The organism is Nocardiopsis sp. iso_238, assembly GCF_056173325.1.
Map to the genome: position 1 here is coordinate 1485854 of NZ_CM149668.1, position 21277 is coordinate 1507130.

Genomic DNA, 21277 nt, shown 5'->3' on the forward strand with positions numbered 1-21277 from the left:
GACAGACAGCGACAGACGGACCGGCCGGCGTCTTGCCGAGACCGGCGATGCCCTCTGGCAGGATGCCCTACAACGTGACGCTAACCAACCCCCCTGGAACACAGGGTGACCACTAAGGTAGCCTCAGCCTGCGGGTCACATACAATAGGCGATTAAGTTATTACCCAAAGTAATGTAAAGTGAGGGGGTGTACTTCCCAGTCGCCTACCAGGGATGATGCGGGGTCCCTGGTCACCGAGTGGCACCGCGAGGGAACGCGGGGCGAGTCCGGTTCGTCGAAGGGAGAACCGTGAGAGGCGGTGAGCGCATCAGAGTCGGGTGCGGGGGTCCGAAGACCGCGGGTGACACAGGGAGGGAGGAGGGAACGGTGAGCATCTCGGAGAAGCCGATGGCGGCCGAGGGCGTCCCCTTCGGGGAGCGTCGCTCCTGGCCGGTCTTCCAGCAGCCCCTGGGCATGGTCCTCTTCCTGTTCCTGCTGGTCTTCGTCGCGTTGTTCCTCTTCGGGGTGGCCGCCGCGCAGACGGTTCCCACCGTCTCCGACCTCTCCCTGTTCCTCGCCCTGGTGATCTCCGCGGTGGTGTGCGTCGAGGCGATCCGCCGGATCGACCTCCCCGCCGGAATCACCCGTGACCTGCTGGGGGCCTGGTGGTTCCCCGCGATGCTCCTGCTGCCCCCGGTGTACTCGCTCCTCATCCCGGTCCCCGCCTACCTGCTGCTCCAGCGCCGGAGCAGGCGCACCCTGCCGCACCGGCGCGTGTTCAACGCCGCCTCCATCGGCGTCTCCGGGTTCTTCGCCTCGGTGGTCTGGCACGGCTCGCAGGGCGGACTGCTCGCCGGGATCAGCGGACTCCCGAACGCCCACGAGTCCCTGCTCTCCCTCAGCGGCGTGAGCCTGGCCCTGGCCTGCTGCGCGGGGTTCACCGTCATGAACACGTTCCTGGTGTTCCTGGGCACCAGGCTCAGCGGTGGGTCGGACAGCGTGCGGACCATGTGGGACCGGGAGGCCTTCCTGGTGGACTCCGCCGAGTTATGTGTCGGCGTCACCGTCGCCATCCTCGCGCAGCTGTCGATGTTCCTCCTGGTCATCGCGGTTCCGCCGGTCCTGTTGCTCCAGCGCAGCCTGGTCTACCAGCAGCTCCAGACCGCCGCGCGGACCGACCCGAAGACCGGTCTGCTCAACGCCCCGACCTGGGAGCAGGAGGCGGCGGCCGAGATCATCCGGGCCCGCTCCACGCGCGGCCGGGCGGCGGTGCTCATCGTGGACATCGACCACTTCAAGCGGGTGAACGACAGCTACGGCCACCTCTTCGGTGACCAGGTCCTGCTGGGTGTGGCGACCACCATCGCCCAACAGCTGCGCCAGTCGGACCTGCTCGGCCGGTTCGGCGGCGAGGAGTTCGTGGTCCTCCTGCCCGGAGCCGACACCACCGAGGCCTGGCAGGCGGCCGAACGGCTCCGCTCGCAGGTCGGGCGGATGGAGATCGCCGTGGACGACGTCCAGGTCTCCATCACCATCTCCATCGGGGTGGCCGTCTCCGGTGACCACGGCAACGACCTCGTCGAACTGCTGACCGCGGCCGACCTCGCGCTCTACCGGGCGAAGGAGACCGGTCGCGACCGCGTGTGCCTGCCCGCCGGACGCCCCGAGGTGACCGGGCAGATCCCCGGCCCTCGGGAGGGGCAGGTCACGGACTCCGCCAACAGCCCGGGCGAGCCCACCTGACCGGTTGTCCACAGGTCCGCGCCGACCGGTTGCGCCGTCACCCCCGGTGACCGAACGTGGAACCATGCCCGGTGAACAGCACGATCCCACCTCCGGCCCCCACGACCCCACCTCCGCGCCCCTGCGCCTGCGTACCCCCACGGACCTGCTCGCCGCCCTGCCCTACCTGGTGCACCAACCCCTGGACGACGCGGTGGTCGCCCTGGTGCTCAGGGAGGAGAGCGTCCTCGGGGTCCTGTACGGCGGACTCGACCACCTGGACCACGTACTCACCCCGGACCGCAGCGGCCGGGCGGCGGTGGACGCCGCCCTGGGCGAGGGCGGCGGCGCCCTGCTGGTGGCCGGTTTCGGTCACTCGGCGCGGATCACTCCCCACGTGCGCGCGCTCCTGCGCGAGGCCCGTGCCCGGGGACTCCCCGTCCTGGAGGCGCTGCGCGTGACCGGTGACCGCTACTGGTCCTACCTCTGCCGTGACCCCGACTGCTGCCCCGCCGAGGGGAGGCGCTTCGACCCGAACGCGTCCCCGGTTCCGGCCGGGGCGGTGGTGCGCGGGCTGGTGCCGGTCGGCCGGGACCCCTCCGCGCGGGTCGGGTTCCTGCTGGAGCCCGTGCAGGAATCAGTGAGGTCCGAGGTGGCCGAGGCGGCCGCCTCGGAGGAGGCGCGCCTGAGCGGCGCCGACCAGGTGGAACGGCACACCGCCGCGGTGCTGGAGACCCTGCGCGAGGAGGCACGGCACCGCGTCACCGCCCCGGAGGCCCTCGCCCGGCTGGGCGTCCACCTCACCCGCGTCCCGGTGCGGGACGCGGTGTGGACCCGCATCACACCGGACACCGCGGCGGTCCACGTGCGGCTCTGGTCCCGGGTGGTCCGCCACGTCCCGGAGCGCCACCGAGCGGCCCCGGCCGCCCTGCTGGCCGTGGCTGCCTGGCAGCACGACGACCTCGACCTGGCCCGCGCGGCCGTGGACGCGGCCCTGGAGGCGGAGCCCGGGTACGCGATGGCGGTGCTCATGGCCCGCGCCCTGGAGACTGGCCTGCCCGCCGAACGGTGGCGGGGGTTCCTGGCCTCCCGTACCCAGGACGGGGACGCTGCCGAGGAGCCGGAGAGATCCGGCGCCGAGCACCTGGGCAGGCGCTCCCGGGTGGTGAGCGGGTCGCACGAGGTCGCGGGGAGAGGGGCTCGCGGGCCCGGTTCTGGTCCTTCGTGTCGAAGGGGCAGTTCCCGCGTCGAGCACGTGGGCATGTGCTCCTGGGTGGTGAGCGGGTCGCACGAGGTCGCGGGGAGAGGGGTTCGCGGAGGACGGGCCCGGTTCGGATCCTTCGTGTCGAAGGGGTAGAACCCGCCGGAGGAGTCAGGTGCCCTCGGTGAGGTCACCGCCGGAGGTGGTGACGACGAGGCTGACGCGGGCGGTTCACGAGGGCGCCCGGTTCGTTCCCTTGCGGGTGCGGGGCGGGCAGCTCCGGTGAGGGCTGCGCGGATGTCGGGCTCTCACGCTTCTCCTTGTGGCCGGTCCATCACGCGCGGTGGTGCTGGCGGGCCGCGCCACTGACGTGGGCGATGGTCTCCGGAGCGGTGGTCCTCGGGCGCGGTCCGGGGTCAAGGAGGCCCGTCCCGATCCCCCTTGATGGCGGGGGCACCGGCCGGGACGCCCTAGGCTTGGAGGCATGCCGGAGTACATCTACACCATGCAAAACGTGCGCAAGGCGCACGGCGACAAGGTCGTCCTTGACAACGTTTCGGGGTCGTTCCTGCCCGGAGCCAAGATCGGTGTCGTTGGCCCGAACGGTGCGGGTAAGTCGACGCTGCTGAACATCCTGGCCGGCATCGAGCAGCCGTCCAACGGTGAGGCGCGGCTCATGCCCGGGTTCACCGTGGGTCTGCTCGCCCAGGAACCGCGGCTCGACGAGAGCAAGACGGTCCTGGAGAACGTCGAGGACGGTGTCGCCGAGACCAAGGCGATGCTGAACCGCTTCAACGAGATCGCCGAGCAGATGGCGACGGACTACTCCGACGACCTGCTCGAGGAGATGGGCAAGCTCCAGGAGCAGCTCGACCACCGCAACGCCTGGGACCTGGACAGCCAGCTGGCGCAGGCCATGGACGCGCTGCGCTGCCCGCCCGGGGACGCCTCCGTCACCCAGCTGTCCGGTGGCGAGAAGCGCCGCGTGGCGCTGTGCAAGCTGCTGCTGGAGGCCCCCGACCTCCTGCTGCTGGACGAGCCCACCAACCACCTGGACGCCGAGAGCGTGAACTGGTTGGAGCAGCACCTGTCCAAGTACGCGGGCACCGTCATCGCGATCACACACGACAGGTACTTCCTGGACCACGTCGCCACCTGGATCCTGGAGCTGGACCGCGGCCAGTTCTACCCCTACGAGGGCAACTACAGCACCTACCTGGAGACCAAGCAGGCCCGCCTGAAGGTCGAGGGGCAGAAGGACGTCAAGAAGGCCAAGCGCCTCAAGGACGAGCTGGAGTGGGTCCGCTCCAACGCCAAGGCCCGCCAGACCAAGAGCAAGTCCCGTCTGGCCCGCTACGAGGAGATGGCCGCCGAGGCCGACAAGACCCGGAAGCTGGACTTCGAGGAGATCCAGATCCCGCCGGGTCCGCGTCTGGGCAACACCGTGGTCGAGGTCAAGAACCTCACCAAGGGCTTCGAGGACCGGGTGCTCATCGAGGACCTCAGCTTCTCGCTGCCGCCCAACGGCATCGTCGGCATCATCGGTCCGAACGGTGTCGGCAAGACGACCCTCTTCAAGATGATCGTCGGTGAGGAGACCCCCGACGAGGGCAAGATCACCGTCGGTGAGACGGTCGAGATCTCCTACGTCGACCAGTACCGGGGCCGGATCGACGACAGCAAGAACGTCTGGGAGACCATCTCCGACGGCGAGACCTTCATCGAGGTCGGCAAGGTCGAGATCCCCAGCCGCGCCTACGTCGCCGCCTTCGGCTTCAAGGGCTCGGACCAGCAGAAGTCCGCCGGTGTGCTCTCCGGTGGTGAGCGCAACCGGGTGAACCTGGCGCTCACCCTCAAGCAGGGCGGCAACCTGCTGCTCCTGGACGAGCCCACCAACGACCTGGACGTCGAGACCCTCGGCTCGCTGGAGAACGCCATCCTGGACTTCCCGGGCTGCGCCGTGATCACCTCCCACGACCGCTGGTTCCTGGACCGCGTCGCCACCCACATCCTGGCCTGGGAGGGCGGCTCCTCCTGGTTCTGGTTCGAGGGCAACTTCGAGTCCTACGAGAAGAACAAGGTCGAGCGCCTCGGCCCGGAGGCCGCGCGCCCGCACGCGGTCACGCACCGCAAGCTCACCCGCGACTAGTCGCGAGCCCGTCGACAGGCCCCGCCGACCGGAGACCTCCGGGCGGCGGGGCCTTCCGATTGTTCCCCTCGGGGACGGCCCCCGGGAGGGGGCGCGGGCGTGGCATACCCTGGGGTCGATGACTTCCGCGCGTGATGACCACCAGGGCGCGGGCGAAGAGCCCGTGCGAATGACGTTCTACGAGGCCGTGGGCGGTGAGGAGACCTTCACCCGCCTGGTCCGCCGTTTCTACGAGGGCGTCGCCGACGACCCCGTGCTGCGGCCCATGTACCCCGAGGAGGACCTCGGCCCCGCCGAGGAGCGGCTGCGCCTGTTCCTCATCCAGTACTGGGGCGGCCCCCGCACCTACAACGAGCAGCGCGGCCACCCGCGCCTGCGCATGCGCCACGTGCCGTTCCGGATCGGAGCGGCCGAGCGCGACCTGTGGCTCAGGCACATGCGTGACGCCGTGGACTCCCTCGACCTGCCCGAGGCCCTGGAGCGCCAGCTCTGGGAGTACATGGTGATGGCGGCGCACAGCATGGTCAACGTCGCCGAGGACGCCACGCCCCCGGCGGTGACCAAGCCGACCTCACTGCGGGTGGGCGGCGACGGGAAGGTGCGGCGCGACTCGGGGGGCGCGGGCGACGATGACGACGGCGAGGCCGTCACCATCTCCCTGAAGCGGTGACCCGCCCCCTCAGGAGAACCTGTGCAGGAGCGAGCGCTCGGCGTCGTTGAGGCGCCGGGCGCTCTGCGTCGCCACGTCGAAGCCGACCAGGACCGTCCTGGCGCGCAGGTAGACGCGGTCGTCGTCGAGGATCTCGTAGTCCATGGTGAAGCTGGCGTTGCGTACCTCGGTCACCCAGAGCTCCACGCGCACCGGTTCGACGCGGGGCAGCAGCGGGGCGACGTAGTCGGCCTCCTGCCGGGCCACGACCGTCGCGCCGAACGCCTCGGGGTCGTTCCCGACCCCGAAGTGGAGGAAGCCGACGCGGGCGTCCTCCAGGTAGGTCAGCATCCGCACGTTGTTGACGTGCTGCTGCGGGTCGAGGTCGGCGTAGCGCACCTGGGCCAGGTGAACGTACCGCTGGGGCCCGGTGGTCGCGGTGTTCTCGACCTCGGTCTGTGTCACGCTGCATCCTCTCCGCGGGGTGGGCGCGCCCCGCACCACGTGGTGCGGGACCCGCCCCGGCCTCCGAGGATTGTCCCAAAGACCACCGGGGCGGGCCCAGGCGCGGGAGGGTTCCCGTCCTGTGTCCTTGCTCTCCTCCGGGCGTGCGACCCGGAGGAGAGCCGCGGGATCAGGGCGTCGAGAGGCCCAGGTGGTGCGCGAGGAAGGCGAGCTGGTCGGCGGTGAGCGCCGTGCTCCGGCTCACCGACCGGGAGCTGTGCCCGACCTCCGCCTCACGGCGCACGAGGACGGGCCTCTCCTCCACCGGTGCCGAGGTGGCCCGCTGCATCTCCGCGCACAGCTTGCGGGCGTGCATCGGGTCCACGCGGGTGTCGTTGTCGAACACCGTGAACAGGGTGGCCGGGTACCGGGTCCCCTCACGCACGTTGTGGTACGGGGAGTAGCCGAGCAGCCAACCGAGCTGCTCGGGGTCCTCCGCGCTGCCGAACTCCACGTTCCACAGCTGGCCCAGCCCGAATTTCTCGTAGCGCACCATGTCGAGCAGCGGAGCCGAGCACACGGCGGCCGCGAACAGGTCCGGGCGCTGGGTGACCATCGAGCCCACCAGCAGGCCGCCGTTGCTGCCGCCCATCACCGCCAGACGTTCCGGGGTGGTGGTCCCGCTGCTGATCAGGTGCTCGGCGGCGGCGGCGCAGTCGTCGAACACGTTCTGCTTGTTGGCGAGCATGCCGCCCCGGTGCCACTCCTCGCCCTCCTCCAGGCCGCCGCGCAGGTTGGCGACGGCGTACACGCCCCCGGCGCGCACCCACGCCAGGATCGCGGCGGAGTAGCCCGGGGTGAGGGAGATCTGGAAGCCGCCGTACCCGTAGAGGATGGTCGGCCGGGGGCCGTCCGCGGGCGCGGCGGGGGAGACCACCAGCATGCGGACGGTGGTGCCGTCCCTGGACGTGAACGCGACCTGTTCGGTCCGGACCTCGGGCAGGTCGATCTCACCCGGGAAGTCGGCCCACAGCTCCACCCGCCCGGTCCGCGCGTCGTAGTGGTACACGGACGAGGGGTGGGTGTTGTCCGTGTAGCCGAACCACGCCTCGTGCCCGCCCTCGGGCCTGGTGGTGAGCCCGGCGAGGCTGCCCAGGCCGGGCATGGGCAGGGCGCCGAGCCGTTCACCGGTCTCCGGGTCGTGCCGGGTGACCTCGCTGATCGCGTGGCGGCTCCACACGGCCAGGAGCTCGGAGGTGCCGTTCCCGTCCCAGCCCAGGAGGGAGTGGCCCTCCAGGACCGCCTCCGGGTCCTCGGGGATCAGCGTGGTCCAGTTCTCGTACCCGGGGGCGGCCGGGTCAGCGACGCACAGGCGCCCGCGCGGGGCCTCACGGTCGGTGAACAGGTACAGGCGGCCGTCCCGGCCCATCCTGGGGTGCAGGTCGGAGTCGACGCCCTCCTGGACGGTGACCAGGCGGGGGCTCTCCAGCGGGCCCTCCTCCAGGTCCGCGATCCAGGCGTTGGTCGCGGACGAGGTGCCCCGGACGGAGGTGAGGACCAGCCAGCGGCCGTCGTGGCTCACGTCCACGCCGAAGTACTCGGTCTTGTCCCGGTCCTGGCCGAAGACCAGGGCGTCCTGGTCGCCGGAGGTACCCAGCCGGTGCAGGTACACGCGGCGGTGGTAGGAGGTCTCGTCCTCGGGCACCTCCTCCGGGGGGAGGCGGCGCACGTAGTAGAAGGCCGAGGCGTCCGGCAGCCAGGCCACCGGGCTGTAGCGCGTGCGGTCGAGGGGGCCGTCGACCAGCTCGCCGGAGTCCACGTCGATGACGCGCAGCGACGACTCCTCGTTGCCGCCCTCGGAGAGCTGGTAGGCGAGCAGGCGGCCGTCGGGGGAGGGGCGCCAGGCGTCGAGGGTGGTCAGACCGGAGGGATCCAGGGCGCCGGGATCGATCAGGACGCGTTCGGGCCCGTCGCCGTCACACACGTGGAGGACCGCGTGCTCCTGCCCGGGCGCACGCCGGGTGACGAAGCGCCGCTCACCGCGCCAGAGCGGGGTGCCCACGTGTCCGGCGCCCATGAGCGAGCGCACCTGCCCGGCGAACCAGTCGCGGGTCACGTAGTCGCTCGACAGCTTCTCGTACAGGTCGTCCTGGGCGTCGGACCACGCCTTGGTGTCCGTGGAGTCGGCCTCCTCCAGCCACCGGTAGGGGTCGCGGACGGAGTGTCCGTGGAGGGTCTCGTTGATGTCCAGCCGTGTGGCCGGGGGATAGCGGAGTTCGCGCATACTTCGCACCCTATCCACCGTTATCTCACTGTGTGTGTTCGGCGCGGCGGGAGGATGAATCCGGGTTCCCCGGACGCACAATGGGTTCCAGAAAGCGACAACGGGCCTTTTCCGGGCGGCCCGCCGTAAATTGGGGTGGCGCCGGAGCGGTCCGACCAAGCAAACTGAATGCGGGACGCAACTCGGCGGGAACCACCGGGAGGTCCGTGTGGCAAGGCGTACGGAGACACCGATCCTCGGGTCGGTGCACAGGGAGGTCACCTGGCTGGCTGATCGGCTGGCCGGGGAAGAGACATGGCGGTCGCACGCGGCCGCCGGGGCGACGCGATGAGCGCCCGACGCAGCCGGGAGGGTGGTCCAGGCACCGCCCGCCGCCACGTGCTGCTGCTCAACGCCAGTTTTGAACCACTGACGACGCTTCCGTTGCGCAGAGCGATCCTGCTCGTCCTGCGCGAGAAGGCGGAGGTCGTCCACGACGACGGTGCGGGGGCGGTGCTGCACTCGGCGACGCGCTCCTACGACGTACCGTCGGTGATCAGGCTTCGGCGCTACATCAGCGTCCCCTACAGCCGGAGGGTGCCCCTCACCCGGGTGGCGCTCATGCGGCGGGACCGGCACACCTGCGGTTACTGCGGGAAGAAGGCGGAGACGATCGACCACGTCATCCCGCGCAGCCGCGGTGGCGCGCACGTGTGGGAGAACGTGGTGGCGGCGTGCAAGCCGTGCAACCACCGGAAGGCGGACAAGTTCCTGGACGAGATCGGCTGGGAACTGCACATCACCCCCAAGGTGCCCAAGGGCCCCCACTGGCGGTTGATCAACGGTGACCTGCACGGCGACCCCCAGTGGGAACCGTACATGGCACACCTGGCCGCCTAGGCGGCAGCAAGGGTCGGAACCGGGCGTCCCACCCGGCCCGGACGACGCCCCCGGGAGGCCGACCCCTCGTCGGCCCACCGGGGGCGCCCCCGTGCACGGTGTCGGCCGGGGGCTGGAGACGGACCCCCGCCCCCGCCTATCCTTGGGGCATGCCCCGATACGACTTCCGCTGCCGCGAGTGCGGCGACACCTTCGAGCTCTCCCGCCCCATGGCCGACTCCGACGCTCCGGCCGACTGCCCCCAGGGTCACGACGACACCGTGCGCCTGCTGTCCACCGTCGCGGTGGGCGGACGCGCCGCCGCCCCCGCGCCCTCCGGTGGCGGAGGGTGCTGCGGGGGCGGCTGCTGCGGCTGAGGCCGGGGCCCTACCTCTCGATCTGGGTGACGTCGCGCGCCGCGCCGGTGGAGGCCGAGGTGGCCATCGCCGCGTAGGCGCGCAGCGCGGCGGTCACCGGACGCTGGCGGTCGCGCGGCTGGAACCTGCCCAGCTCCTTGAGCAGGCGCTCCCGTCGGGCGTTCAGCTCGTCCTCGGGGACCTCCAGCACGAGGCCGCGGTTCGGGATGTCGATGCTGATGGTGTCGCCGTCCTCGACCAGGGCGATGTCGCCGCCCGCCGCCGCCTCGGGGGAGGCGTGGCCGATGGACAGCCCCGAGGTGCCGCCGGAGAAGCGGCCGTCGGTGATGAGCGCGCAGGCCTTGCCCAGGCCGCGGCCCTTGAGGAAGCTGGTCGGGTACAGCATCTCCTGCATCCCGGGGCCGCCCTTGGGGCCCTCGTAGCGGATGACGACCACGTCACCGGGCTCGATCTGCTTGTTGAGGATGCCGTCCACGGCGTCGTCCTGCGACTCGAACACCTTCGCGGGCCCGGAGAAGGTCCACAGCTCCTCCTCCACGCCGGCGGTCTTGACGATCGCGCCGTCGGGGGCGAGGTTGCCGAACAGCACGGCCAGTCCGCCGTCCTTGGTGTAGGCGTGCTCCACCGCGCGGATGCAGCCCTTCTCGCGGTCGGCGTCCAGGGTGTCCCAGCGGACGCTCTGCGAGTAGGCCTTCGTCGTGCGCACGCCGCCGGGGGCCGCGTGGAAGAGCTCCACGGCCTCGGGCAGCACCGTCTCCGAGGCGATGTCCCACTCGGCGAGGAACTCGCCCACGGTCTTGCCGTGCACGGTGGGCAGCGACGTGTCGAGCAGGCCGCCCCGGGCCAGCTCGCCCAGGATGCCGGGGATGCCGCCCGCCCGGTGGACGTCCTCGATGTGGTACTTCTCGGTGTTCGGCGCGACCTTGCACAGGCAGGGGACGCGGCGGGAGATCGCGTCGATCTCGGGCAGCCCGAAGTCCACACCGGCCTCGGTGGCGGTGGCCAGCAGGTGCAGGATCGTGTTGGTGGAGCCGCCCATGGCCACGTCCAGCGCCATGGCGTTGGCGAAGGCGGCGGGGGTGGCGATGGAGAGCGGCAGCACCGAGGAGTCGTCGTCGCGGTAGTAGCGGTGGGCGGCCTCCACGACCAGGCGCCCGGCGTCCTCGTAGAGGGCCCTGCGCGCGGTGTGTGTGGCCAGGACCGTGCCGTTGCCGGGCAGGGCCAGCCCCATGGCCTCGGTGAGGCAGTTCATCGAGTTGGCGGTGAACATGCCCGAGCAGGAACCGCAGGTGGGGCAGGCGTTCTCCTCCATCTCGTCCAGCTCGGCCTGGGAGACGCTCTCGTCCGCCGCCGCGATCATGGGGTTGATCAGGTCGAGCTTGCGGACCGTGGTGGCGGTGCCGTCGACCACCGTGACCTTCCCGGCCTCCATGGGGCCACCGGAGACGAACACGGTGGGGATGTTCAGCCGCATCGCGGCGAGCAGCATGCCCGGGGTGATCTTGTCGCAGTTGGAGACGCAGACGAGGGCGTCGGCGCAGTGCGCGTTGACCATGTACTCGAGGGAGTCGGCGATCAGCTCGCGGCTGGGCAGCGAGTAGAGCATGCCGCCGTGGCCCATCGCGATGCCGTCGTCGACGGCGATGGAGTTGAACTCGCGGGGCACGCCGCCCGCCTGGCGGATCGCGTTCGCGACGACCTCGGCGACCTCGCGCAGGTGCACGTGGCCGGGCACGAACTCGGTGAAGCTGTTGGCCACGGCCACGATGGGCTTGCCGAAGTCCTCGCGCTCCACGCCGGTGGCGCGCATGAGGGCGCGGGCACCTGCCATGTTCCTGCCGTGGGTGACCGTGCGTGAGCGTAGGGCTGGCATGGGGTGGACTCCCATCGTTACGGGTGTTTCCCCACGATGGTAGTCCCCCTCGGGGACAGCTTCGGTCTCGCCGGAAGAGACACGCGTTCCGGATGGTGAGATGGGCCGAGGTCGAGGCCCCGGTTCGGCGCGTTCGCGCCGGGCGGTCGGCGGGGCCCGGACGGACGAGAGGCCCGGAGGCCACGACGGTGTGGCTGGTTCCGGGCCCGGGGCGGACGAGGGGGGACGGGGTCAGTAACGGGGCGGCAGGGCCTTTTTCGCGGCCTGATAGATCTCCTCGATCTCGGTCTCGCTCAGACGGTCGCGTCCGCTGCGCAGCCACTTGCGGACCTTGGTTCCGGTGATGATGTCCACGCCCCGCAGCCGGTGGCTGTCCCAGGGCATGCCCGGACCGTAGATGGCCAGGGAGGCGCGCACCGAGATGTCGCGGCCGAGCTCCTTGCTGATGAGCTCCTCCGCGCGCTTGGCCTCCTCCAGGGCCTCGTCGATCCGTTCGTTCTTGCTGAACCGCCCGTGGTAGAGCTTCTCCAGCTTGTTGCGCAGCGGGAGGCGCTTGTCCCAGGCCTCCGAGTCGATGGCGAACGCGCCGCGCCGACCCACGATGAAGTGGTCGATCTGGCCGTTGCCGCCGGGGACGGCGCGCGCGTGCAGGACGCGGTAGCCGAGCTGCTTCATGAGTTTGAGCTGTGCCTCGGTGCGGCGCTGGGCGGCCGAGGGCTTGCGCCAGCGGGGGATCTCCGACTCGCGCCGGGCGCTCCAGACCATCACCGACACCAGGACGAGGAGGCCGAAGGTGACGCCGACCCTCCAGTCCCCGGTGAGCATGCCGAAGGCACCCGCCACGGCCCCGGCCGGAACGCTCCGGAGGATCCAGCGGCGGACGGCGTCGTTCGACCTCAGGGCCCCGTAGAGGGCCTTGGTGCTGGCCGCGCCGCCTTCCTTGCGTTGGTTGGGGAAGAAGAGGGTCTCGGGTCGTTCGGGCTCCGACCCTTCGGAGGACGAGCTACGACCGTTCACTCTGGTTGCCGATTCCACGACGGACAGGTTAGTTCCATCCATATCCGAGTCCTAGCGCATGACTTCTCACACTTTTCTTCCCCGGTGTTCTGGCGCCCAAGCGTGTCCGGGGCGTCGGAACGGGGAAGGATTGACGTTTCGCCACCTCTCTGGAGAAGTACCGTCCTTCGGCGTGGTGCCCGTTGCCCTACCCGGTTAACCTCGGGTGGCATGACCAGAATTCATGAACTTCCCGCGCACCGACTCGCCGCGTTGGTCCGCAGTCGTGAACTGTCGCCTGTTGAGATCGCTGAGCACTACCTCCAGCGAATTCGGAGGTTGGACGACCGATACGGCGCCTATATTACGGTCACTGAAGAATTGGCCCTGGAACAGGCCCGGAACGCGCAGAAGCGCGCGATGGACGACACGCCGGACGACCTGCCCCCGCTCCTCGGCGTCCCGCTGCCCGTCAAGGACCTCGACACCCTCGCCGGTGTTCGTGTCACCTTCGGCTCACGCGTGCTCCCCGGCCTCGTGGCCCCCACCGACTCCGCGGTGGTCGCCCAGCTGCGCGACGCGGGAGCGGTCTTCCTTGGCAAGACCAACACCCCCGAGTTCGGCGCGACCTGCCACACCGAGAACGCCGTCGCCCCGCCCACCCGCAACCCCTGGGACACCGCCCTCTCTCCGGGCGGCTCCAGCGGGGGCGCCGCCGCGGCGGTGGCCGCCGGGCTCGCACCCGTGGCCCACGCCAGCGATGGCGGCGGGTCCATCCGCATCCCCGCCAGCGTCTGCGGCCTGTTCGGGCTCAAGCCCACCCGGGGCCGGATCTCACCCGGGCCGGACCGCGCCGACCTCAACGGGCTGTCCACGGCCGGGCCGATCACCCGCTCGGTCCTGGACGCGGCCCTGATGTTGGACGTCATGGCGGTCAACCTCCCCGGTGACCAGTTCACCGCACCGCCCCCGGAACCCGGCGAGACCTTCGCCGCCCACGCCCGGCGTGAACCCGGGCGGCTGCGCATCGCCCGCTACGCCGACACCGGGTCCACGGGCATCCCCGTGCACCCCGACGTGCTCGCCGCCCACGAGGAGACCACGCGGCTGCTCCTGGACCTGGGCCACGAGGTCGAGGAGATCGACAACCCCGGGGAGACCGCCTTCGGGGGAGCCTTCGCGGACGACTTCACGTACCTGTGGGCGGCCATCGCCTCGGCCACGCCCGTCGACCCGGCCCGCGAGGACGAGCTCTCCCCGATCTACCGGTGGCTCCGTGAACGCGCCCGCCGGACCACCGTCCCCGAGCACGTGGGGGCCGTCGCACGCCTCCAGCGCGGCACCCGCGCGATGCTCACGGCCACGGCCCGCTTCGACGCCGTCCTCAGCCCCACCCTGGCCCGCCCCCCGGTGCCGATCGGGCACTTCACCTCGGGCGGGCCCGAGGAGGAGTTCCGGCTCATGACCGAGTTCACGCCCTTCACCTCGCTCTACAACGTGACCGGGCAGCCCTCGGTGAGCGTCCCGCTGCACTGGTCGTCGAGCGGTCTGCCGATCGGCTCCATGCTCACGGGGCGGATCGGCGGGGAGGGGACCCTGCTGTCCCTGTCGGCCCAGCTGGAGCGGGCCCGTCCGTGGGCGCACCGGGTTCCCGGGGGCCGGACGGACTGACCGGTGCCCGTTCGGCGGTGTCCCGTCGGTCCGCCCCAGGATCGGTGGACCCCGACAGCCGGCCCAGGAACAGGCTGAGGACCGCGGCCACCAGCACCAGCACGGCCGCGCCCAGCGCGCCCCCGGCGATCCCGTTGGTGTCCACCAGCGCACCGGTCAGCGGCCCCGCCACCGCCGCGCCGACGCTCATGGCCGTGGCCATCCAGCCGAACGCCTCCGCCCTGCGGTGGGCGGGGGCGGCGTCGCCCAGACGGCCCATCACGGCGGCCAGGGTCGGCGCCAGGGCCAGACCCGAGACGAAGAGCAGCGGGGTGATCAGCAGCGGGGTCGGGAGGTGGCTCACCGGCGGCAGGAAGGGGATGAGCACCGCGATCCCCAGCGCCGCACCGAAGGCCCGCAGCGGCAGCCTCGGCGTTCCCCTGAGCGCGCCCGCCACGGCGCCGCCCACCAGGGAGCCCAGCGCCCAGACCGAGGCCAGCACCATCACGTAGTGGGGCGCCTCCAGCTCGTTGGCCCAGGCCACGATCACCAGGTCCATGCCGACCACGCCGGAGACGATCATCCCGCACATCACGAACAGCAGGCAGAGCGCGGGGTAGAAGAGCAGGCTGCGGCCCGCGAGCGCGGAGGGGCGGCGGTCGGCCCCGCCGTCCGCTTCCTGCGGGACGGCGTCGGCGGGGTCCGGTTCGGCCGGACCGGTCACCCCCGCGCGGCGCAGGGCCAGGGCGAACCCCACCGCGCCCATCAGCCCCAGAACTCCCAGGAGCAACAGCGCCCAGCGCGGTCCGGCCAGCGCCACCACACCGGCGGTGAGGATGGGGGAGAAGACGAAGACCAGTTCCTGGGTGGTGGCCTCGGCCGCGTAGATCGCCTGCCGCTCCGAACCCGTGGTCAGCCGGGGCCACAGCGCCCGCACGATCTGGTTGGCCGGGGTGCCGAACACGCCGGTGCCCAGGGCCAGGGGGATGGAGACCCACCACAGCGAGGCGGGCAGGAGCGCCAGGGTGACCAGACCGACGGTGAACACCACACCGCACACCAGCACCAGACGGTCACTGTTGCCGCGGTCGGCCATCCGCCCGCGCAACGGCCCCACCATCGCCATGCCCAGGGTGAACGCGCCCGCCACCAGGCCGGCGAGGGTGTAGGAACCGGTCCAGCCCTGGACCAGGAAGGTCACCGCGATCATCAGCCCCGGTGTGTAGAACCGGGCCGCGAGGGACCAGGTCAACAGGGACAGGACGTGGGGCACGGCGAAGAGCCGTCGGTAGTTGGCGAGCACGTGTTCGATTATGCAGCTCCCACCGGGCACTCCGCCAAGGGATTTGACCGCCCGGACGGTGGTGCGGACGGGGGCCAGGGGAAAGCCGGGGGAAAGGGGAGGTCGAGCCGGGGCCCGGGAACGGCGAAGCGAGGCATGTTCTGCTCCCACGCCGGGCCGTCCTCCGGTGTACGCGCGCCGCCGTGGGGCATGATCGGTGTCTGTGAGGGACGTTCAGCTGAGCCGGGTGGCCGAGCGCCACGGGGTCGCGACCGCATACGAGGACTGGCGGGGCAGGAAGGTGCCCGTCAGTCCGGACACGATCCGCCATGTCCTGACCGCCCTGGGGGTGGACCCGAACGACCCCGACGCGGGGCCGGGGCGCGGGTTGCTGCCACCCGCCGTGGTGGTGCGCGAGGGCAAGGCGCCGGACCTGGTGCTGCCCGAGGGCGCCCGCAGCTCCGTGGAGACCTCGGACGGCGCCCTGCTGCCGTTCGATCCCGGTCTGCCCCTGGGCATGCACACCCTGAGGGTGACCGACCACGGGACCGAGCACGACGCCCCCCTCCTGGTGGTCCCCGACCGGATCGAGTCGACCGCGCTGCGCGACAACCCCCGCCTGTGGGGGCTGATGGCGCAGATCTACAGCGTGCGCTCCCGGGCCTCCTGGGGCACGGGCGACCTGCGTGACCTCTCCGAACTCGCCGAGTGGAGCGCCCGGGACCTCGGCGCCGACTTCACCCTGATCAACCCGGTGCACGCCACCGAACCCCGTACACCGCTCGAACCCTCGCCCTACCTGCCGGTCAGCCGCCGCTACGCCAGCCCCCTGTACGTGCGCGTGGAGGACGTGCCCGAGTACGCGCGTCTGGACCCCGCGCAACGCGAGGGGATCCAGCGCCTGGCGCGGCCGCTGCGCGAACGCGGCCGCACCGCCGACCTCCTCGACCGCGACGGCGTCTGGGAGGCCAAGCGCACCGCGTTGGAGATCCTCTTCCAGGTGGCGCGCGCACCGGGGCGGGAGGAGTCGCTCCGCCACTACCTGGAGCGCGAGGGCCAGCCCCTGGTCGAGTTCGCGACGTGGTCGGCGCTGGCCGAGGAGTACGGCTCCGACTTCCGGACCTGGCCCTCGGACCTGCGCGACGTCGGCTCGCTCGCGGTGGGTCGGAAGGCCCTGGAACTGTGGCCGCGCGTGGAGTTCCACCGCTGGCTCCAGTGGATCCTGGACGAACAGCTCGCCCAGGCGCAGGGCAGCGCCCTCGACAGCGGCATGGACGTGGGGATCGTGCACGACCTCGCCATCGGCGTGCAGGGCGGCGGGGCGGACGCGTGGATGTACGGCGACGCCCTCGTCCACGGCCTGCACGTGGGCGCCCCGCCGGACGAGTTCAACCGGCGCGGGCAGGACTGGGGACAGCCGCCCTGGAACCCGACCCGCCTGGCCCAGCTGGGCTACGGGCCCTTCCGGCAGATCCTCTCCCAGGGGCTGCGGCACGCGGGCGGCCTGCGGATGGACCACGTCATGGGCCTGTTCCGGCTGTGGTGCGTGCCCGAGGGCGCCTCCGCCGACCAGGGCACCTATCTGCGCTTCGACCACGAGGGCATGGTGGGCACGCTGGTACTGGAGGCCAGGCGCGCCGACGCGGTGATCGTCGGCGAGGACCTGGGAACGGTCGAGCCCTGGGTCCGCGACCATCTCTCCGACCGGGGGATCCTCGGCACCTCCGTGCTGTGGTTCGAGAACGACCGGGACGGCGAACCGCTCACCCCCGACCAGTGGCGCCGGGACTGCCTGGCCACCGTGGCCACGCACGACCTGCCGCCGGTCTCCTCGTACCTGTCCGCCGAGCACGTGGAACTGCGCGACCGGCTCGGCCTGCTCGACCGGCCCGTGGCCGAGGAACGCGCCGCCTCCGAGGCCCGCGTGGCCCAGTGGTGCGCGCTGCTGGTGTACCTGGGGCTGTTGGAGGAGGACGCCGACCCGGTGGGCGACCCGGCCTCCGTGGTCGCCGCGATGCACGCCTACCTGGCGGCGACCCCGGCCCGGATGCTGGGGGTGGCCCTCACCGACGTGGTGGGGGAGCGGCGCATGCAGAACCAGCCCGGCACGAGCACGGAGTACCCGAACTGGCGGATCCCCCTCACCAGCGGCGAGGGTGAGCCGGTCCTGGTCGACGAGCTGCTGGCCGACCCCAGGATGGTCGCCCGCGTCCGCCGCACGCTGGGCCCCCTCGGCCACCAGGGCCGGGGCCTGTAGACCGGGGGCGGTCGCCGGGAACAGTCCGCCGCGGGACGCGGGACGCGGGACGGCCCCCAGGGAAGGAGTTCCCCCGGGGGCCGTCACACGGTCGCGTACGCCGTGCTCGTCAGCCGTTCTGACCGGCGGCGATGTCCTTGGCGCGGGCGCGCAGGGCACGCTCCACCCCGGCCCGCCCCTCGATCAGCAGACGGTACAGCGCCGGGGCCGGGGAGTTCTCCGCGATGTAGGCGTCGGTGCGCTCCAGGGTCGCCTCCTCCACCAGCTGGCTCGGGTAGACCACCTCGGCGAAGGTCTGCGCGAACTCACCGGTCCACTTCTCCCAGGCCGGGGCGAGCTGCTCGAAGTACCGCTCCAGGTAGGGGCGGAACAGCTCCGCCTGGCGCGGCTCGGTGAAGCCCAGCAGGGTGGCGCGGAACTCGGCGTTGGCCAGGTCCCCGCCCACGATCCGCTCCCAGGCGGTCTCCTTGGCCTCGGCCGTGGGGATCGCGGCCCGGGCACCGGCGGCGTTGCGCTGACCGGTGGCGGTCGGGTCGGTCTCCAGCTCGGCGGCGATCTCCGCCTCACCAGCCTTGCCCGCGGCGACCAGGCGGCGCAGCAGGGTCCAGCGCAGGTCGGTGTCGACCTCCAGGCCGTCCACGGTGATCGCGCCGTCCAGCAGCCCCCGCAACAGGGAGAGGTGGGCGTCGGTCACGGCGGCGTCGGCCAGGGCGTTGACGTAGGCCAGCTGGAGGTCGCCGCCGGGCGCGGCGGACGACAGCAGCTCGCTCAGCCGGTCGGCCAGCAGCTCGAACCCGAACGGGCGCCAGGCCGGGTCGGCGTAGTTGAAGAGCGCGCCCGAGGCCTGGCGGAGCAGGGTCTGGGCGACCGTGACGTCGTTGACGCCGCTGATCCCGGAGGCCACCAGGGCCACGTAGTCCCGCGCGGCCATCTCGCCGTCGCGGGTCATGTCCCAGGCGGCGCTGAAGGCCAGCGCACGGGGCAGCGACTCGCGGATCTCACCGGCGCCCTCCACCAGCGTGCGCAGGGAGCGCTCGTCCAGGCGGATCTTGGTGAAGGTGAGGTCGTCGTCGTTGATGAGCACCAGGTCCGGCTGGGCCTTGCCGACCAGCTCGGGGACCTCGGTACGGGCACCGCTGACGTCCAGCTCCACGCGCTCGCGGCGCACGATGCCCTCGTCGGTGCGGTCGTACAGGCCCACGGCCAGGCGGTGCGAGCGCAGCGTGGGGTGCTCGGAGGCGGCCTCCTGGAGGATCGCGAACGACGTGAAGTCGCCGTTCGCGTCCACCTCGAACTCCGGACGCATGGTGTTGACGCCCGTGGTCTCCAGCCACTCCTTCGACCAGGCGGACAGGTCGCGGCCGGAGGCGGCCTCCAGGTGCTTGAGGAGGTCGCTCAGCTCGGTGTTGCCGAACGCGTTCTCCTTGAAGTAGGCGCGCACGCCCGCGAAGAACGCGTCCACGCCCACGTAGGCGGCCAGCTGTTTGAGGACCGAGGCGCCCTTGGCGTAGGTGATGCCGTCGAAGTTGACCTCGACCGCCTGGATGTCGACCATGTCGGCGGCGATGGGGTGCGTGGACGGCAGCTGGTCCTGGCGCAGTGCCCAGGCCTTCTCCACGTTGGCGAAGGTCGTCCAGGCGTCGGACCACTGGGTGGCGTTGACCTGGCAGTACACGCTCGCGTAGGTGGCGAACGACTCGTTCAGCCACAGGTCGTCCCACCAGCGCATGGTGACGAGGTCACCGAACCACATGTGCGCCATCTCGTGCAGGATCGTCTCGGCGCGGCGCTCGTAGCGGGCGTCGGTCACGCGCGAGCGGAAGACGTAGTCCTCCAGGAACGTCACCGCCCCCGCGTTCTCCATGGCGCCCGCGTTGAACTCGGGCACGAACAGCTGGTCGTACTTGCCGAACGGGTAGCGCAGGTCGAACAGGCCGTGGAAGAAGTCGAAGCCCTGCTTGGTGACCTCGAACAGCGCGTCGGAGTCCAGGTGCTCCGCGAGCGAGGCGCGGCAGTACAGGCCCAGCGGGATGCCGTCGTGCTCGTCGCGGACCACGTGGTACGGACCGGCGATCAGCGCGGTGATGTAGGTGGACATCACCTCGGTGGCGGGGAAGTGCCAGCGCACCCGCTCCTCGCCCGCCGCCTCGCGCTCCACGTCGGGGGCGCTGTTGGAGACGACCTCCCACGACGGCGGCGCGAACACGGTCAGCTCGAACGTGGACTTGAGGTCGGGCTGGTCGAAGCACGTGAACATGCGGTGCGCGTCGGCCGTCTCGAACTGGCTGTACAGGTAGACGGAGTCGTCCACCGGGTCCACGAACCGGTGCAGGCCCTCACCGGTGCGCATGTAGGCGGCGTCCGCGACCACCGTGAGTTCGTTCGCGGCGGCCAGGTCCGGCAGGGTGAGCCGTTCTCCGTCGAACAGCTCGGCCACGTCCAGTTCGCGCCCGTTCAGCACGGCGCTGTGGACTCTCGGCGCGGCGAGGTCGACGAAGGTCCGGGCACCCGGCTCCGTACTGGAGAAGCGCACCACGGTGGTGGACCGGAAGGTCTCCGCACCGGTGGTCAGGTCCAGCTCCACGGCGTAGGAGTCCACGCCGAGAATGCGGGCCCGCTCCTTGGCCTCGTCCCGTGTCAGGTTCCCTGCCACGCCACGCTCCCTTCACGGCCGTCATCGTCGTCGGCCGGAATCGGTTGTCGACCGCGTCGAGCCCGCCGACTGGGGTGGGCGCCGTCGGGCCTGAGGTCGTTGTAGTCGGATCGATCCTGCCACGCAGGGGGGTGGAATGCGCAACCGATCACCGTGGTTGACGCTCCATGGCGGACCCGACCTCTCGGGCCCGCCGGCGGAGACCGACCTTCCCCCTGGCCCGGCCCACAGGCGCCCAGAGGCCCCAGTCGAGGAGCAGCGATGACCGAGACCCCCACACAGGCAGGCGAGCGGGAGAACGTGTACGCGGACATGTGGTTCGACCCGGCCTGCCCGTGGGCCTGGATCACCTCCCGCTGGCTGCTGGAGGTGGAGAAGGTCCGCCCCGTGACCGTGCGCTGGCACGTGATGAGCCTGAGCGTGCTCAACGAGGGCCGTGACCTTCCCGAGGACTACCGGTACTTCCTCGACCACGCCTGGGGCGCGGTGCGCGTGTGCGTCGCCGCCGAACAGCGCTTCGGCCCCGAGGTGCTGGGCGCCCTCTACACCGCGCTCGGCACCCGGTACCACGACCGCGACGAGGCGAAGGACACGGACACCGTCCGGGCGGCCCTGGCCGACGCCGGGCTGCCCGAGGACCTGGCCGACGCCGCCGACTCCACCGCGTACGATGAGGCCCTGCGCGCCTCGCACGGCGAGGCGATGAAGCTGGTGGGAGAGGACGTCGGCACGCCCGTCATCCAGGTGGAGGACGTGGCCTTCTTCGGCCCGGTCGTCTCCCCGATCCCGCGCGGCGAGGCCGCCGGGAAGCTGTGGGACGGTGTGCGCCTGGTCGCCGGGACCGACGGGTTCTTCGAGCTCAAGCGCACCCGCACGCGCTCGCCCATCTTCGACTGACACCT

Annotated in this window: 15 protein-coding genes; 9 read left to right on the forward strand and 6 right to left on the reverse strand. The window is 71.5% G+C overall.

The annotated features are described in order from the left end of the window. The first annotated feature begins 367 nt into the window (after window positions 1-367). The 4 genes from AC0VYL_RS06645 to AC0VYL_RS06660 all read left to right on the forward strand — a co-directional run bounded on the left by AC0VYL_RS06645 (window position 368) and on the right by AC0VYL_RS06660 (window position 5722). Window positions 368-1723, forward strand: a complete 1356-nt coding sequence (locus AC0VYL_RS06645; RefSeq protein WP_475482611.1) for a sensor domain-containing diguanylate cyclase — start codon at window positions 368-370, stop codon at window positions 1721-1723. Between the two features lie 64 nt (window positions 1724-1787). Then, window positions 1788-3059, forward strand: a complete 1272-nt coding sequence (locus tag AC0VYL_RS06650; RefSeq protein ID WP_475482612.1) for a DUF4192 domain-containing protein — start codon at window positions 1788-1790, stop codon at window positions 3057-3059. 328 nt (window positions 3060-3387) lie between these two features. Continuing rightward, window positions 3388-5052, forward strand: a complete 1665-nt coding sequence (gene ettA, locus AC0VYL_RS06655; RefSeq protein ID WP_475460377.1) for an energy-dependent translational throttle protein EttA — start codon at window positions 3388-3390, stop codon at window positions 5050-5052. Window positions 5053-5221: 169 nt separating this feature from the next. Next, window positions 5222-5722, forward strand: a complete 501-nt coding sequence (locus AC0VYL_RS06660; RefSeq protein ID WP_475460379.1) for a globin — start codon at window positions 5222-5224, stop codon at window positions 5720-5722. Between the two features lie 9 nt (window positions 5723-5731). Here the strand turns inward: AC0VYL_RS06660 and AC0VYL_RS06665 are convergent, their stop codons facing one another. Together AC0VYL_RS06665 and AC0VYL_RS06670 are read right to left on the reverse strand one after the other, a co-directional pair. Then, on the reverse strand, window positions 5732-6166 hold the full coding sequence (locus AC0VYL_RS06665; protein ID WP_475460381.1) for an acyl-CoA thioesterase: 435 nt from the start codon (window positions 6164-6166) through the stop codon (window positions 5732-5734). Between the two features lie 169 nt (window positions 6167-6335). After that, entirely contained in the window at window positions 6336-8429 is a 2094-nt protein-coding gene (locus tag AC0VYL_RS06670) for a prolyl oligopeptidase family serine peptidase (protein ID WP_475482613.1), read from the reverse strand. Between the two features lie 378 nt (window positions 8430-8807). Here AC0VYL_RS06670 and AC0VYL_RS06675 point away from each other — a divergent pair, with 378 nt between their 5' ends. Then, entirely contained in the window at window positions 8808-9308 is a 501-nt protein-coding gene (locus tag AC0VYL_RS06675) for an HNH endonuclease (RefSeq protein WP_378735391.1), read from the forward strand. Between the two features lie 149 nt (window positions 9309-9457). Next, window positions 9458-9664 (forward strand): FmdB family zinc ribbon protein, encoded by a 207-nt coding sequence (locus AC0VYL_RS06680; protein ID WP_475460385.1) that lies wholly within the window; start codon window positions 9458-9460, stop codon window positions 9662-9664. Between the two features lie 10 nt (window positions 9665-9674). On the opposite strand, the gene ilvD is transcribed toward AC0VYL_RS06680, so the two are convergent. Then, window positions 9675-11537 (reverse strand): dihydroxy-acid dehydratase, encoded by a 1863-nt coding sequence (gene ilvD / locus AC0VYL_RS06685; RefSeq protein WP_475460387.1) that lies wholly within the window; start codon window positions 11535-11537, stop codon window positions 9675-9677. Between the two features lie 231 nt (window positions 11538-11768). Then, window positions 11769-12554, reverse strand: a complete 786-nt coding sequence (locus tag AC0VYL_RS06690; protein WP_475460389.1) for a nuclease-related domain-containing protein — start codon at window positions 12552-12554, stop codon at window positions 11769-11771. A gap of 210 nt (window positions 12555-12764) precedes the next feature. Between AC0VYL_RS06690 and AC0VYL_RS06695 the strand changes: the two genes are divergently transcribed. Then, a complete protein-coding gene (locus AC0VYL_RS06695; protein ID WP_475482614.1) occupies window positions 12765-14204 on the forward strand; it encodes an amidase in 1440 nt (479 codons plus the stop codon). Here AC0VYL_RS06695 and AC0VYL_RS06700 read toward each other — a convergent pair. Then, entirely contained in the window at window positions 14101-15486 is a 1386-nt protein-coding gene (locus tag AC0VYL_RS06700; RefSeq protein ID WP_475482615.1) for an MFS transporter, read from the reverse strand. The two genes, AC0VYL_RS06695 and AC0VYL_RS06700, sit on opposite strands and share 104 nt — an antisense overlap. 202 nt (window positions 15487-15688) lie before the next feature. On the opposite strand from AC0VYL_RS06700, the gene malQ reads away from it, so the two are divergent. Beyond that, window positions 15689-17722, forward strand: coding sequence for a 4-alpha-glucanotransferase (gene malQ, locus AC0VYL_RS06705; RefSeq protein ID WP_475482616.1), 2034 nt, complete (start codon window positions 15689-15691; stop codon window positions 17720-17722). A 109-nt stretch (window positions 17723-17831) separates the two neighbouring features. On the opposite strand, the gene pepN is transcribed toward malQ, so the two are convergent. Beyond that, a complete protein-coding gene (pepN, locus tag AC0VYL_RS06710; RefSeq protein ID WP_475482617.1) occupies window positions 17832-20375 on the reverse strand; it encodes an aminopeptidase N in 2544 nt (847 codons plus the stop codon). 261 nt (window positions 20376-20636) lie between these two features. Between pepN and AC0VYL_RS06715 the strand changes: the two genes are divergently transcribed. Further along, entirely contained in the window at window positions 20637-21272 is a 636-nt protein-coding gene (locus AC0VYL_RS06715; RefSeq protein ID WP_475460398.1) for a mycothiol-dependent nitroreductase Rv2466c family protein, read from the forward strand. Window positions 21273-21277: the final 5 nt, after the last annotated feature.